The organism is Verruconatronum alginivorum (genome assembly GCF_056590205.1).
In genome coordinates this window covers 476540-491101 of sequence record NZ_JBWPVQ010000001.1, presented here as the reverse complement: position 1 = coordinate 491101, position 14562 = coordinate 476540, and the positions used below count along the sequence as shown (strand labels likewise).

8 protein-coding genes are annotated in these 14562 nt (G+C 60.0%); all 8 read left to right on the top strand.

Going from position 1 to position 14562, the window contains the following annotated elements:
• Positions 1 to 157 precede the first annotated feature (157 nt).
• Positions 158 to 1696 carry a twin-arginine translocation signal domain-containing protein gene (locus tag ACWUI2_RS01630; protein WP_486981116.1) on the top strand — a complete coding sequence of 513 codons (1539 nt, stop codon included), beginning with the start codon at positions 158 to 160 and terminating at the stop codon, positions 1694 to 1696.
• Positions 1687 to 3072 carry a hypothetical protein gene (locus tag ACWUI2_RS01625; protein WP_486981115.1) on the top strand — a complete coding sequence of 462 codons (1386 nt, stop codon included), beginning with the start codon at positions 1687 to 1689 and terminating at the stop codon, positions 3070 to 3072. Before ACWUI2_RS01630 ends, ACWUI2_RS01625 begins: the two co-directional genes overlap by 10 nt.
• Before the next feature lie 33 nt (positions 3073 to 3105).
• Entirely contained in the window at positions 3106 to 4779 is a 1674-nt protein-coding gene (locus tag ACWUI2_RS01620; RefSeq protein WP_486981114.1) for a DUF2961 domain-containing protein, read from the top strand.
• A gap of 143 nt (positions 4780 to 4922) precedes the next feature.
• On the top strand, positions 4923 to 6338 hold the full coding sequence (locus ACWUI2_RS01615; RefSeq protein ID WP_486981113.1) for a glycoside hydrolase family 32 protein: 1416 nt from the start codon (positions 4923 to 4925) through the stop codon (positions 6336 to 6338).
• Positions 6339 to 6544: 206 nt separating this feature from the next.
• Positions 6545 to 7954: an alpha-galactosidase gene (gene melA, locus ACWUI2_RS01610; RefSeq protein WP_486981112.1), complete on the top strand. Its 1410-nt coding sequence runs from the start codon at positions 6545 to 6547 to the stop codon at positions 7952 to 7954.
• Positions 7955 to 8073: 119 nt separating this feature from the next.
• Entirely contained in the window at positions 8074 to 9750 is a 1677-nt protein-coding gene (locus ACWUI2_RS01605; protein ID WP_486981111.1) for a DUF2961 domain-containing protein, read from the top strand.
• A 221-nt stretch (positions 9751 to 9971) separates the two neighbouring features.
• Entirely contained in the window at positions 9972 to 13595 is a 3624-nt protein-coding gene (locus ACWUI2_RS01600; RefSeq protein WP_486981110.1) for a hypothetical protein, read from the top strand.
• 194 nt (positions 13596 to 13789) lie between these two features.
• Positions 13790 to 14527, top strand: a complete 738-nt coding sequence (locus ACWUI2_RS01595; RefSeq protein ID WP_486981109.1) for a type II secretion system protein — start codon at positions 13790 to 13792, stop codon at positions 14525 to 14527.
• Positions 14528 to 14562: the final 35 nt, after the last annotated feature.

Sequence of the window (14562 nt, the reverse complement as noted above, 5' to 3'; positions counted from 1 at the left end):
ATCGATAGCACGATCTTTCTATTTTTCAGCCGGGGAAAAAGTGGGAGGATCGAGCGGACGATTCGCAACCGCTTTGGAACGACCGTCTTCGATGCCTGCCGCAGGGCCGGGCCCATGGATTCGGCGCCGAACGGATGAATTCCAACGAACCGATAACATGAGTGATAAACAACCCCTGGATCCCCGCTGGAGCCGGCGGGATTTTGTCAAAAAGAGCACTCTTGCGGCCGCGGCCCTGGCGACGGGTCCGGCGTGGGCGGCGCTCGCCGGAGACGGGCGAGCGGCGGTGTCCGCGGGAAGCGCGACTCAATTTCGAGGCGTCTACCTGGAAGCTCCCTTTCTCCGCCGGAGTCCCCAGAACTGGGACATCGGCGGGGTGCTCGATTTTATTCGGGAGGAGATGCGTTGCGATCAGGTCTTCCTCCGGGTGTATGCCTACAACCGTCCGGAAAATTTTTATTTTCGTCCTGATCCCGCTTATTACCGCGACACCGCCTTGAAGATGGATCCGGGCGCGCAATCCGAAGCTCCCTCCCAGGCATTGCCGTTCGATGTGCTCGACCGGGTTTGCGAAGAGGCCGGGCGGCGCGACATGAGGACGCATGTGATTCTGTTTCCGAGCAAAGAGCGACCCCGGACGATTGTGAATGCGGAGCAGGTGCTTCTGCGGGACGACCGCGGGGCGGTGGGCCGGACGGTTTGCTTCAATCACCCGGACTACAAAGCCCATTTCTTTGGAATGGTCCGCAACCTGTTTGAGAGATATCCGATCGCGGGGGCCAAGTTCGGGTCCGAGCGGGGCGGACCGTTGTTCATGATGCAAAAGCAATATTGGCGGCCGCACTGCTTTTGCGACCATTGCCTGCGCTCCGGCCGCGAGCGCGGAATCGATCCGGAGCGGGCCCGGGAAGGCTACCGGAAACTCTGGGAGCAATGGGAAATTCCTGGCGGTCGCGGCGGGTCGCGCCGGATCAACGCTTCGATGGCGGAAGGAAGTTTCCCCCGGGCGGAGCGACCGGTGGACGGATTCCTTGTCGGTTTCATGCGGCTGATGTTCCGTTACCCGGAGATCCTGGCCTGGGACCGGATGTGGTTCGAGCACCAGATGGAGTTGCAGCGCGGGATGAACCGGATCGCTAAATCGATCCGGCCGGACGCGCTCACCGGGGCGCACCTCTGGCATCGGGGACGATCCTTCTCGCCGTTGATGCGGGCGGCGGAAGACGTCCGGGAGTTGGCGGAGTTTTCCGATTACGTCCGGCCGACGGTCTTCACCCAACCCTCCGGCAGCCGGTTCATCGAAGAATCGATGACCCTCTGCCAGACCTTTTTCGGCGACCTAGGCCTCGAGGAAATGACGGACATTTTGTATGATATGTGCGGGTACAAAAATGAAGGATCGGTCGATGAAATCTTCGGGCAGCCGTTCAGCACTGCCTACGTTCGCCGGGAAGTGGAAATGGTGAAAGCCCGTTTGGAAGGAACGGCCAAGGTGTTCGCCGGGATTTCCGCTTCCTACTACGGCGGACCCGAAGCCTGGAGCGCCACCTTGACCGGTCCGGAGCGGATCGCCGAGGAGATTGAAGCGGCGGCCGAAGCCGGAACGGACGGATTCCTGTTCGGGTCGGTGGCGATGGACGACCGGCCCCGGATGCGTGGGATCGGCGAAGGATTGCGGAGGATTGGATGGGCCTGAAACCTTTTATCGGCAGTGAATATCTTCCGGCGTGGAATCCGACCCGGAAGGATGGGAATCTGACGGAAGTCTTCGACCATGTCGAAGCGATGGGCGCGCAGTACATCACGCCGCCCGTCTACGCCTACAAGCGACCCTACATCGTGGCCTGGCCCCCGAATCCGGAGTATTACACCGGGACCACGCTCAAGATGAACTATTGGGACGGCCTCGGATCGGAGGATTTTCTCGGCCTGATTTGTCAGGAAGCGGAAAAGCGGGGGGTGCAGGTTTACGGATTCTTCTGGCCCTTCAACGTCCTGACCCACCTTTCGGACCGCGGCGAGACGGTCATTGAAAACTGGCCGAGCGCCCGCTCGGTGGATATGAACGGAAAGCCGGGGCCGATGATGTGCTATGGAAATCCCGATTACCAGGCGCACTTCTTCGCGGCGGTCCGGGATGTGTTTGAGAATTACCCGTTGCAAGGCTCCTTCTTCGGGCTCGACACCGGCGGTCCGATCGCCCAGTGGCAATTGCGCGGATGGACACCGTATTGTTTCTGTGAATACTGCCGGAAAGACGGCGCGCGGCGGGGGCTCGACCCGGAAAAGGCGCGGACCGGCTACCGGAAAATGCTGGAACTGTTCGGGCCGGAGCGGAAAGGCGGGTTGAACCATGTGCGCGGATTGCCGGATTCGCTGGAAGCGATGCGGGCTGACCGTCCGGTGGACGGCTTCTTCGTCAGTTTCATGCGGCTGGCGATGCATTATCCCGACATGCTGGGATGGAATCAGATGTGGATCGACCAGCGGACGCATCTTCAGCGGGAAATGTACCGGATCATCAAGTCGATTCGTCCCGAAGCGAACGTGGGAACCCACACCCCGTCGACCCTCTTCGACCATTTTGTCTGGGGAGAAGAAGATTATTCGGTGTATTCGGAGTTCAATGACTTCGTTCGGCCAGCGGTGTTCAGCAGTCCGGGCGGCAACCGGTTTTTATACAGCGCCGTGGTGGCCGGGGCGACAATGTTCGGGGATTTGAACATCGACCAGGTGGTGAAGCTGTTGTCGGCGGCTTATGGAATTCCGTTTTCCGGCGACAGTTGGGAGGAACTGTTGAACAACCGCCTCGGCGGCGACTGGATCGAGGCGGAAGTCCGGCGGGCGCGCGAAGGGGGCGGAGGGAAGGTGGCGGTTTACGCGGGAGTGTCGGCCTCGAATTATCAGCAAGCCACCGACTGGGAGCAAACCTACCAACAACTGAAGGAAGACCTGGTCGGCGCCCGGGCCGGCGGGGCGGACGGACTGCTCTTTGGCCGGGTCGACCGGCGGGGGGGCGGATGGTGGACCTCGGAAATCGGCGAGGCTCTCCGGGAGACCGGCTGGTTGTGACGGATCGGTGAGGCTGAATTTTTGCGAGCGAACATGGAAAGACGAAAAGGAAGCAGTAAGAAGCGCGGCATCCTCGCGGCGTTGGCGGTGGGATTGGTCTGTTTGGTGCCGGACGGCCCTGGTCCGGGTGAAGCGCAGGCGGCTCCGGGTGCGTCGCCGGCGCGGTTCGATCCGTTTGACTGGGGCTTGAATCTCCCGGAGCGGGCGGTGTCGCGGCGGATCAGCCGGCACTTCTTCTTCGGCGGACCGGAGCCGGAAGTGCTGGCGGAGTTAAAAGGGCCCGGCTGCATTCGACGGTTTTGGATCACGGTCCAGAATCCGGAAGAAGTGATTCTTCGGATCTACTTCGACGGCGAGGAGATTCCCTATGTGGAAGCGCCGCTGACGACCTTTTTCGGGGTGATGCACCTGACTGGCGGGCCGCGGGACGTGTATCGGGTCGACACTCCGTTTTTCTCGATCAAGGAGAAAAACGGCATGACCTGTTATCTGCCGATGCCGTTTGCCGAATCGGCCCGGATCGAAGTGATCCGGCAGGGCGGAATGAAGGGAGACCGTGAAGAAGTGAACCTGCATTACATGATCGACTGGCATCAATATGTCGGCCAGGAGTTGGAAGAGCCGATGCGCTTCAGCGCCCGGTGGCGCCGGGAAGCCCCGGTGAAGGATTGGTCCGATGAATTCTTGATGCTCGACGCCGAAGGCCCCGGCCGCTTGATCGGCTACTTTCTCGGAGTCGACATGCTGGAGAGCCGGTTCACTCACCGGTGGAGCCACGCCGGGGGCGACAGTGTTTACATCGACGGCGAAGGAGATTATCCCTCCTACCTGAGGGGGGTCGGGGGAGAAGACACCTTTGGAACCTCGTATTCAGGAGGGGAATACGGATTGCTATTCGAGACCCAGACCTCGATGTGGGCCGACAAACCGTATTACATCCAGGCGCATGAGGAGACGCGGGATACCCGGGGAGGATCCGAGCGTCAGCGGCTGGTCGGCTACCGGTTTTTTGTCAACGATTCGATCACCTTCGAACGATCGCTGCACCTTCGGTTTGGCGCCCGGGAGCACGATTACCAGGCGATGGTCTACTGGTATGCGGCAAGCCCGGTGAGACCATTTTTCGACATGCCACCGCCGGAGCAGAGGGGGCTGGGAACGGAAGTGCGGCGGGGCGAATATGACCGGCCGTTGCCCGACACTGGAGAATGGTGGATCGCCGGTCCATTCGACCGTGACTTCTCGGAGTTGCCGGAGGGAGCGATTGATTTCGAGGAGGAATTCAATGGACGGCCGTGGCAGCGATATTCGGCGATCCGGAACTTCGTCGATTTCAACCACGTCTATCGGGGGAAACCGGCCCACGTCAGCCTCTGGACCCTGGAAGGCAGCGCGGTAGCGCGGGCCACCATCACGGCACCTGAAGAAACGACGGCGGAATTCCTGGTGGCGTGGGACGACGAGATGATCTTGCAGGTCAACGGCCAGGAACCGGTCGATCTCGGGTATAATCTGTTTCTGGAAGGCCGACGGCTGGAAGTGCCGTTGCGGGCAGGGGAGAACGACGTGGTATTGTTGTTGCGCAATGCCCGGGACCGAAGCCGGAGGCAGCCGAGTTTTACCCGCGGGTCGTGGATTTTCTCGCTACGCGTCACCACTGAAACAGGAGAGGTTCTCCTCCCCGCGGCTCCCGTATCCGGCGAATGAACTGGGAGAAATCTTCGGGTGATACCAAGTGGAGAACGGCGTGGGGAAATGATCTTCCACTTACAGCGCTCCGATTCTTCAGCGTTTTCCGGACGAGAGATCCGGCGGAGTACGCTGAAGCGGCGAGGGAGCAACGGAAGTGGATGGCGGCGAAGGATCCTTACTATCCGGTGTATCACATCGCTCCTCCGATGGGGATGATCAACGATCCAAACCCGATTTATCACGATGGAAGGTATCATCTGTTTTTCATCCAGACCCTGGCCGACTTCCGGAAGGATCGGCGGTCGGCCGAGGAACGGGTCGAATCGTGGGAGCAGGGAATTCATCGCCACTGCTGGGGCCATCTGGTGAGCGAAGATCTAATCCATTGGGAGGATTGGCCGGTGGCTCTCTGGCCGGACACGGCGCATGATGCCGGTGGGACTTTCTCGGGAAGTGTATTCATGGGAGACGACGGCAAACCGTATGCCCTTTATCCCGGTGTCGAAGTCGACAAGAGGCCCCGGTCGGAGACGGTGACCAACGGAATGCTCGCCCGCAGCGATGATTGGATTCATTGGGGCGAAAAAACGCGGGTGTTGAGAGACTTCGACCGGCCGAATCCGAATGGACCGGTTTTGTGGGACACCCAAGTCTGGAAGGAAAACGACGGCTGGAAACTCCTGAGCGGCGGTACTGACGGGGAACGGGGAGTCGCGTCTTTATGGACCTCGGGCGACCTCCGCCACTGGACGTTTCGCCGGAACATCGCCCCGTCGATTCATTATTCGGACTGGTGGCTGGTGGTATCCCTGATCGAGATCGGTGGAAAGCATCTGTTGATGGTGAGCCGTCCGGGCGGACCGTATTGGGTGGGGCATTACGACCGGGAGAAGATGCTCTTCATTCCCGACCATGCCGAGCCGGAATACGTCGACCGCGGAAGCGCGTTCGCATTCAATCCCCGGTTGGTGGACGACCGGGGGGCGGGAGGAACTCAGCGGCGCCTGATGTGGGGACATGTTCATCACAAGAGGCCGGTATCGCCGGCCCGGGGAGCGCTCCGGTGGGAGCGCGCTATTTCGATCCCGCGGGAAATCAGCCTGGTCCGGGGCCGTTTGTACCAACGACCGGCGCCGGAATTGGCGGGATTGCGGGAGGAGTCGCGAAGGGTGGAAAAAGTCCGGGTGGAACCGGAAAAGCCGGCGAAGCTTTCTGGAGGCGAAGGCCGGGCCTGGGAGCTTGCGGTTGAGATCGCGTCACCCGGGCCGGAGGTCCAACAGACGGGGATCCGGTTGATGGCGGGGAGTGAGATTGTTTTGAACATCGCTTACGATGTGATCGAAAATCGCCTGGCGGTGAACGGGGCGACGGCGCCCCTTTACCGTCCGGAGGGGGAGCGGCTTCATTTTCGCTTATTCTTCGACGGATCGGTGGCGGAAGGTTTTCTGAACGGTGTCGCGTTGACCGCCTGTGTCTACCGTTCCGGTGGAGAGGCGATGCTGGACATTTACTGCGAGGGAGGGGCGGTGACGGTGGAGGTCGCCGAGCTTTGGCGATTGCGATCGATCTGGTGATTTGCAGGGGGCGAGCACGATAATCCTATGCATAGCATATTAATCCTATGGACGCTCGAAGTTGCCACAGCTAGGCTTAATATTCGGGAGCGGCATCGACCGGGGGAATCGGCTTTTCTTTTTGAAACGTGCCGGATAAAATTAAATCCAGGTTGTTTTCTTAGTCTGGTCGGGGCTGCTGAAGAGAGGCGAATGGGAAAAATGAAATGACGGAAAAGCGGCGGTTCAAGGTAGCTTTCATCGGAGCGGGGAGTATCGGTTTCACGCGCAAACTGGTGCGGGATCTACTCTGCGTGCCGGAGTTTGCCGGAATCGAATTGGCCTTCACCGACATCCACCGTGAAAACCTCGAGCGGGTCACCGAACTCTGCCGGCGTGACATCGTGGCCAACGGACTTTCCACCCGGATCGTCGCCACGACGGACCGAAGGAGAGCGTTGGCCGGAGCCCGGTATGTTTTCTCCATGGTGCGGATCGGGGGGTTGGAACTCTTCGAACAGGACATCGAAATTCCGCGGAAATACGGAGTGCATCAATGTGTCGGCGACACACTGGGGCCGGGCGGGATCTTTTATGCGCAACGGGGAATTCCCGCCATCCTTGAGTTTTGCCGGGATATTCGCGAAGTGGCCGAACCGGGATGTCTCTTCCTCAATTACGCGAACCCGATGGCGATGTTGACCTGGGCCGCCAACCAATATGGGAAGGTGTTCACCGTCGGGTTGTGTCATGGAGTCCAGGCGACCCAGCGACTCCTGGCCGACCTGCTGGGGGTTCCGGTTTCGTCCCTGGATGTGACGGCGGCGGGGATCAACCACCAGACGTGGTTTTTGTCGGTGAAGCGGGAAGGAGAGGAGATGCGGGAGAAGCTTCTCGAGTTGCTGGAGCGCCATCCGCTTTATCGCGAAACCGAAAAGGTGCGGATCGATATGTTGCGCCGGTTCGGCTATTTCAGTACGGAGTCGAACGGGCATTTGAGTGAGTATGTGCCATGGTACCGGAAACGTCCGGATGAGATTTGCCGATGGATCGACCCGCGCAAGTGGAGTTACGGAGAGACGGGAGGTTACTTGCGGATTTGCCGGGAGAGCCGGGGGTCCTTCGATTCGGGAGGCCGGAACGGAGAGAAGCAGGCGGTGGCCCGTTTCGTTCCAGGAGAGCGAAGCGTCGAGCACGGGTCCTATATTCTCGAAGGCCTCGAAACCGGACGTTGCTACCGGGGCCATTTTAATGTGGTCAACGACGGGGCGATCGCGAATCTCCCCGGAGACGCGGTGGTGGAAGTTCCGGGGTATGTGGACCGCAACGGCATCAACATCTCACGCGTGGGGGAGTTGCCCCTCGGGTGTGCCGCCGTATGCTCCGCGAGCATCCATGTCCAACGTCTCGCGGTGGAGGCTGCGATCCAGGGCGATGCCCAGTTGCTGCGGCAGGCGATGATGATGGATCCGTTGACCGGCGCCGTTTGTGATCCAAACGAGATCGCCGCCATGACCGACGAGATGCTCCTGGCCCACCGCGAATGGCTTCCCCACTACGCGGACGCGATCACCGCCGCCGAACGGAGCCGGGGCGGAGCCGTTCGGAAAGCCCGGCGTGACACCATCGTTCGGTGATCGGCGTGGCCGTTGGCGAGTGTCTCGGGGGGCGAAATGCCGCGGGCCGACGCATTCGCTGTCTGACGCGGCGCATCGGGATAGGGCAATTCCAAAAAATCAGGTTTATGGAAGAACGAATGCTACTGAAGAAAAGTTTGATTTCGTGTGTGACGTTATCCATCGCGGTAGCGGGCACGTTCTTTTTGGGCGGAGGGTCTGGGGAAGCGCGTCCGGCGAGGTCGGTCGCCGGATTTGATCCGTTCGACTGGGGGCTGAATCTCCCGGACAATCCGGTGCCGCGCCGGGTGAGCCGTCATTTTTATTTCGAGGGCGACCAACCCGAGTTATTGGCGGAACTGGAAGGACCGGGAAGCGTCCGGCGGTTTTGGATAACCGGGCGGGAAGTCGGACGGGAAGTGGTTCTTCGGATTTATTTCGACGGGGAAGAGACGCCTTACGTCGAAGCACCGTTGGGAGAGTTTTTCGGGGGAATGCACAATCTGACCAGCACCACCTATCCCCATGATCACGAGCGGACCGAGTTCCCGATTGACCGGGCGATGCGGATCAACACCCCGTTTATTTCGATCAAACCCAAGAACGGTATGAGCGTCTATTTTCCGATGCCGTTCGCGAAGTCGGCGCGTTTCGAGGTGACCGGCAGCGGGGAGCACCGGCACAATTTGTATTACACGATCGACTGGGAGGAGTATCCCGGCCGTAAGTTGGATGAACCGATGCGATTCGCGGCCCGCTGGAGGAGGGAATCGCCGGTGCGGGATTACGAGGATGACTTTTTCATGCTGGACGCGGACGGACCCGGGCGATTGATCGGGTTCGTCTACGCGGTCGATATGTTGCAAAGCCGGCACGGGAGGGACGGCATGCGTTGGAGTCACGCCGGTGCGGACAATATTTACATCGATGGTGACGGGGAGCATCCCGCCTTTCTGCGTGGTATCGGCGGGGAGGATACCTTTGGCACCTCTTTTTCCGGGGGAGATTATGTTCCTCAAAGTTCAATCTTTTCGGATATGCCGTTTTACGTGCAAAAGGCGGAGGACGGATCGAAGCAAAAACTTGTCGCTTATCGTTTTCTGGTGAACGAGCGAACGAATTTCCAGCGTTCGATCCATATGCGATTCGGGGCGCGGGCTCATGATGTTTCGACCATGGTGTATTGGTATTCGGCGAAACCGGTGCGTCCCTATTTTGAAATGCCTCCGTATGAGAAACGGCAGGCCGGAGCGGAGATCCTTCGAGGAGAATATGATCTGCCGTTGCCCGACACCGGACGGTGGCTGACAGCCGGGCCCTTCGACCAGAACTTTGATGACTTGCGGGTGAATGGGGCACCTATCCGGGAAGGAGACGAGTTCCACGGGGCGCGTTGGCAACCATTCGGGGCGGTGCGCGGGTTCGTGGATTTCAACCACGTTTACCGGCCGGAGGCGAGCAACCGCAACTCCCCCACTTTGGAAGGCGTGGCGGTGGCGCGCAGCAGCCTGTTCGTGCCGGAGGCCGGACCGGCTCGTCTGACCCTCGGGTGGAGCGATCATCTCCGGATCCAAGTCAACGACCGGAAGCCGGTCGATCTGGGCGAGCAGCTCTATTTTCGTGGCCGGACGATTGAGGTCGATTTGGACGAAGGGGAGAATCAATTGACGATCTGGTTGCGGAACGGTCCGCAAGAACCCAGTTGGGACCGCGGGGCGTGGAACTTTTCCTTTCGGGCGGTCGCCGGGGAAAAGGAATTAGTGCCGCAAATCGGTTTTCAGGGGAACGGTGAAAAAACATTGCAATCCGGCCGCTGAAGTCTGAACTTTCCGGCCATTCCCGATTCTCATGGGAACTGAAGTCTGGTTAGCACGAAAGTGCTAGCTATAGCAATTTTCTCCTATTGGCGGTGAAATTCGGGTGACGTATAATCGGCCCGTTCCGAGACCGGCCGAGAAGACCTCTCAGCGGCCGCAATCCGGGATCACTCTCTTGGAGGACAGCCTCGTTTCGCCCAAACCAACATAAGGAGACAGATATGAAGAGACCTCTCTCACCACCCAACTCCCGCACACTGATTTCCCGTTTTACGGCAGGATTACTCACCCTGTTCGTCCTCGTCGCGCTGGCGGCTCCTGGCCATGCGTTTTACCGGGAATGGATCAATCCGGCAGGCGGATCCTTTTTCGATAACGGCAACTGGAGTCCGTTCGGGGCACCCAGTCACGATGAAGACGCGATCTTCGGCCTCGGCCAGGAAGCGCCCTACCAGGTGACGCTCAATCAGTTTGCCATCATCTGGGATTTAATTGTCGAAACGGACAAGGTGAGCATTAATCTCGACGGGAACGAATTTCAGGTCTTCAATGGCCTGGTCGGCGCCATCGGCGGCGCGAAAGGCCATTTGGAAGTGAAAAACGGAACCTTGATGGTCGACCAGAATTTCCAGGTCGGCCACGGGAGCGGAAGTGAGGGGACCTTTATCCTGGAGAACGCGACCATGGATGTGACCGGTCTGTTCCGGGGGCCGATGAACAACACCTCCTACGCGAACATCGAGCTTCGCGACAGTGTTGTCGACGTGTTTCGCTTTGAGGTGCTCCGCGACGCCGATGTCAAGATTTTGGGTACAAAGCTGACCGCGACGGATGACATTCGTTTCGCCGGGGCCGGCGATGCCAACCTCCAGCACGTGACCCGAGTGCTCGTCGGGGACGGGAGCCATGTGATCACCCACCGGAATCTGGCGACCTCCAACAACGCGAACAACCTGACGGAGCTGACGGTGACCGGCGACGGGACGATTTTCGAATTGACCGGAGAAACCGAAGGAGGCGACTGGAACGGCTCCTGGCTCGGCGACGCGGTGGTGATCGTCGAAGGCGGGGCGGCGCTGAAAGTTGCCAATACCTTCCGTCCGGGCGGCGCCGGCCATGAAGAGGTGCTGGTCACCGATGCGAGCGTGGAAGTCGGCGGCCTGGTTCGTTTGGGCCACCGTTCCCTGGAGCCGTTGAGCGGAGGATCGGCGGTGCTGACGTTGAACAACTCGACGATGACCAGTCACTTTCTTGAAAACATCGGCCATGCCAATTATTCCAGCGGCAGTGTGATTCTGCGCAACGGATCGGTTTGGACTTCCCAGCTGGCGGCGTCCAATCTGGGGAGCAGCACCGGGTCGACCGGATCGATGTCTATCGAAAGCGGAAGCCATTTGACCCTCTCTGAGACTGGATCCTTTCAAATTGGGGCCGTGGAAACAGCTGTGGGCAGCCTGACCGTGACCGGTGCGAATTCCCGGTTGGAAGGAGCGACCGATATGTTCGTCGGCGGGTCGCGGAAGGTGGCTCATCCGATTCCCGGCACCGGCGATTTCGAGGTGCCGCAGGAAACTCCGGCCGAACTGCCGGTGACGTCCGGTTTGGCGCTTTGGTTTGCCGCGGATGAGATTGACGGTCTCCAGGATGGCGATCCGGTGAGTCAATGGAGCGATCTCAGCAACAACGGGTATCATCTTTCCCAGCCCAATGCGGACGCCCGGCCGACCTTTGTGGCCGACGGCGTCAATGGAAAGCCGGTGGTCCGGTTCGACGGTGACGGCCACCACCTGTTGACCGGCGCGTTCAGTCCGCAGCTTGCGCAAGCGAACCACGTTTTTCTCGTGCTCTTTGCCGACGACCCGAGCGGCGGCCGGGTGTTCGATCGCCCGTCCAGCGTGGGTGGCGGCCGTCAGACGGTCCGGACTTTTGGAGATCGGCTCAACGCCTTCGCCGGGTTGAATCTCAACGGAACGGTGACCGACTGGGAGAAGTGGCACTTGTTCGAGGTCCTGTTCAACCAGGGTGAGAGCCGGGTGGGGGGTAAGACGGTCGCCTCCTTTGCGCTCGACGCCGGGAATATTGGGAGCAACAGCATGGGGAGCTTGATCCTCGGTTCGCACGCGAACGGAACGAGCGAATTTTTCCGGGGCGACGTGGCCGAGATGATTATTTTCGACCGCGCCCTCAGCGACGAGGAAGTCGAAGCTGTCGAGAATTACCTGGCGGGAAAATATGCGCTGCCGCTGGCTGTGCCGGGCACCGGAGAAGTCGACTACACCGGCGCGGGCGGACTCGGCGATCTGGTGGTCACCGATGGCGGTTTCCTCGGCCTCAGCAACGAATTGTTCATCTGGGAAACCGGCACGCTGACTCTGAACGGAGGTCAGCTTCAGGTCGGGGAACTCGGTTTCTCGAATGTCTCCCGGCAGGTCGAAGTCACCGGGCCGACCGAGGGTGCGGTCCACCCGGAGGATCCGGCGGAAGAATTGCCGGTGACCGATGGACTGACCGTCTGGTTGGCCGCCGACGCCCTGGAGTTGACCGACGGAGACCCGGTCGCTGAATGGACCGACCTGAGCGGATTGGGACACCACATCTCCCAGCCCAACGAAGCGAACCGGCCGCTTTATGTGGCGGACGGCCTCAATGGTAAGCCGGCGATCCGATTCGACGGTGTCAATGATCACCTGTATATGCCCTCGCGCTTCAGCCCGGAAATCGAGCAACCGAACCATATCTTCATCGTGTTCCAGGCCAACCGTCCGTCCGGAGGAGACCGCGTGTTCGATCGTGGTCCGGCTGGTGGCGATCGCCAAACCCTGCGGTTGACCGCCAGTGGCGGCGAGCTCCATGCCGGATCCGGGATTGGTGGCGGCTTCTCCGATTCCGGCTGGAATATTCACGAAATCCTTTTCAATGATACCAACAGCCACTGGTACGCCAGAACCCTCGGCCTTGCTCCGATGGGACAGGGAGCCGCGGGAGACCGCCGGATGGGCGCCTTGCAGCTGGGGATCCACAATAACCAGTCATCGGACCCCTTCGACGGAAACATCGCCGAGTTCATCATGTTCAATCGCCAGTTGAGCGACGAGGAGATCGAAGCCGTCGAGCATTATCTGGCCGGAAAATACAGTCTGCCGGTTTGGGGCTACGAGACGGAGACGCTCGATCTCGCTCCGACTTTGGCCACGGTGGTCGGCGGATCGGCGAACTCCACGGTTGAAGTTGCCGGAAACCTGGTCCTGGGAGAGACGACGCGGCTCAACCTGGCGCTCGCCTCCGGCTATGAGCCGGGCCAGGGGGAGACCTTCACCCTGGCGACTTACGGAGGTTCCCGGAGCGGACATTTCGCCGGTTTGCCGGAAGGCGCCACCATCGAACTCGGTGGGCGCCTTTTTCAAATCAGTTATGCCGGCGGCGCCGTCACCCTTACCGAAACGAGTGGTCCGGCCGGCGTCAGCTTCTCCGATTGGATCGCCGGCTTCGATCTGCCGGAAGGACAGGAGGGGCCTGAAGCGAACCCGAGCGGAGACGGAATCGCGAACGCCATCAAATACGCTCTCGGCATGGATCCGACCCAATCGAGCCGGGCTGAGCTGCCCGAAATGTCGGTGGAGGAGTTCGACGGGAAACAATACCTGACGCTTGAAGTGATCAAGAATCCGGATGCGGTCAATGTCTCGTATACCGTGGAAGTCTCCGGCGACCTGGCCGTCTGGGAGGATGGAGAAGAGGCCGTCGCCGTCGTGGAGGAAGATGATTCGATTTTGATCGCGCGGGACAAAACCGCCTTGGAAGACGCCGGCTCCCGCTTCATTCGAGTTCGGATCGAGCTCGAATAAATAAGTTATCTGCCGAAACGGCGCCTCGAAACCGTCATGAAAGCACAAAAGTCCTGCTGATCGCAAATAGGTGCTATTGCAGGAGATGGGGCAATCAGAGATAGTAGAGGCGTCGGATCGGTTAATTGAAATTAGTTGATTGAACGCCAAAGAAAGGCAGGGATTGCATAATGATTCGGGGTAAATGTGACAGCATGAAAGCGAGCCGTCCGGCTGGTTTTACTCTCATCGAGTTGTTGACGGTGATCGCCATCATCGGGATTCTCGCGGCTATCCTGATCCCGGTGGTCGGCACGGTTCGCGAGTCGGCTCGCACCGCGAAATGCGCCGCGAACCTCCGGACGCTTGGCCAGGCCGGCTTGGCCTGGATCATGGACCACGACGAACGGATGCTCGACGTGGGAGGATGGCGGGCTCGCCCGGTGCAAGGCGGAACGCCGCGTCCCGATTCCCTCGCTCCCTACGTCGGGTTGACCAATGAAGATGCTCAACCGGCGACCGAGACGGTCTACAGTTGCCCGACACACACCTCCATGGAAGGGGTTCGCAAAGATTTCGGCCAGCAATACGCCGTCAACTCCTTCGCCTGTGCCACGGTTGCCCACACGGCGGAGGATTTCCTCAGAGGCGCTTCGGTCCTTGCCGGGCATCCGCAGCGGTTCACGGAGATTTCGGCACCGAGTCAGATGGCGTTTTTCATGGATGGAATCAGCGACGGCAACGGCGGTTCGTGGCCGGCGCATCATCCGGAGCATTCCCATTGGAATTCGGTTTACACCGGACCCGGATCGACCGGGATGATCTGGCAGCACAACGGATCGATCAACGTCGTGTTTTTGGATGGCCACGTCGACCGGCGGTCGCGGGAGCAATTGCAGAACAGCCGCTCGACCGACGTTTTTTGGGGACAGCAGGTGACTAGGGAGCGCTGAGCGACGGCAACGAAGGCCGGCGCAAGTTTGTTTGC

Bases quoted from the DNA above. Each gene is read 5' to 3' on its own strand.
- ACWUI2_RS01605 (WP_486981111.1), top strand. From the start codon at position 8,074: ATGCTACTGAAGAAAAGTTTGATTTCGTGTGTGACGTTATCCATCGCG.
- ACWUI2_RS01615 (WP_486981113.1), top strand. From the start codon at position 4,923: ATGGCGGCGAAGGATCCTTACTATCCGGTGTATCACATCGCTCCTCCG.
- ACWUI2_RS01595 (WP_486981109.1), top strand. From the start codon at position 13,790: ATGAAAGCGAGCCGTCCGGCTGGTTTTACTCTCATCGAGTTGTTGACG.
- ACWUI2_RS01620 (WP_486981114.1), top strand. From the start codon at position 3,106: ATGGAAAGACGAAAAGGAAGCAGTAAGAAGCGCGGCATCCTCGCGGCG.
- ACWUI2_RS01625 (WP_486981115.1), top strand. From the start codon at position 1,687: ATGGGCCTGAAACCTTTTATCGGCAGTGAATATCTTCCGGCGTGGAAT.
- ACWUI2_RS01600 (WP_486981110.1), top strand. From the start codon at position 9,972: ATGAAGAGACCTCTCTCACCACCCAACTCCCGCACACTGATTTCCCGT.
- ACWUI2_RS01630 (WP_486981116.1), top strand. From the start codon at position 158: ATGAGTGATAAACAACCCCTGGATCCCCGCTGGAGCCGGCGGGATTTT.
- melA (WP_486981112.1), top strand. From the start codon at position 6,545: ATGACGGAAAAGCGGCGGTTCAAGGTAGCTTTCATCGGAGCGGGGAGT.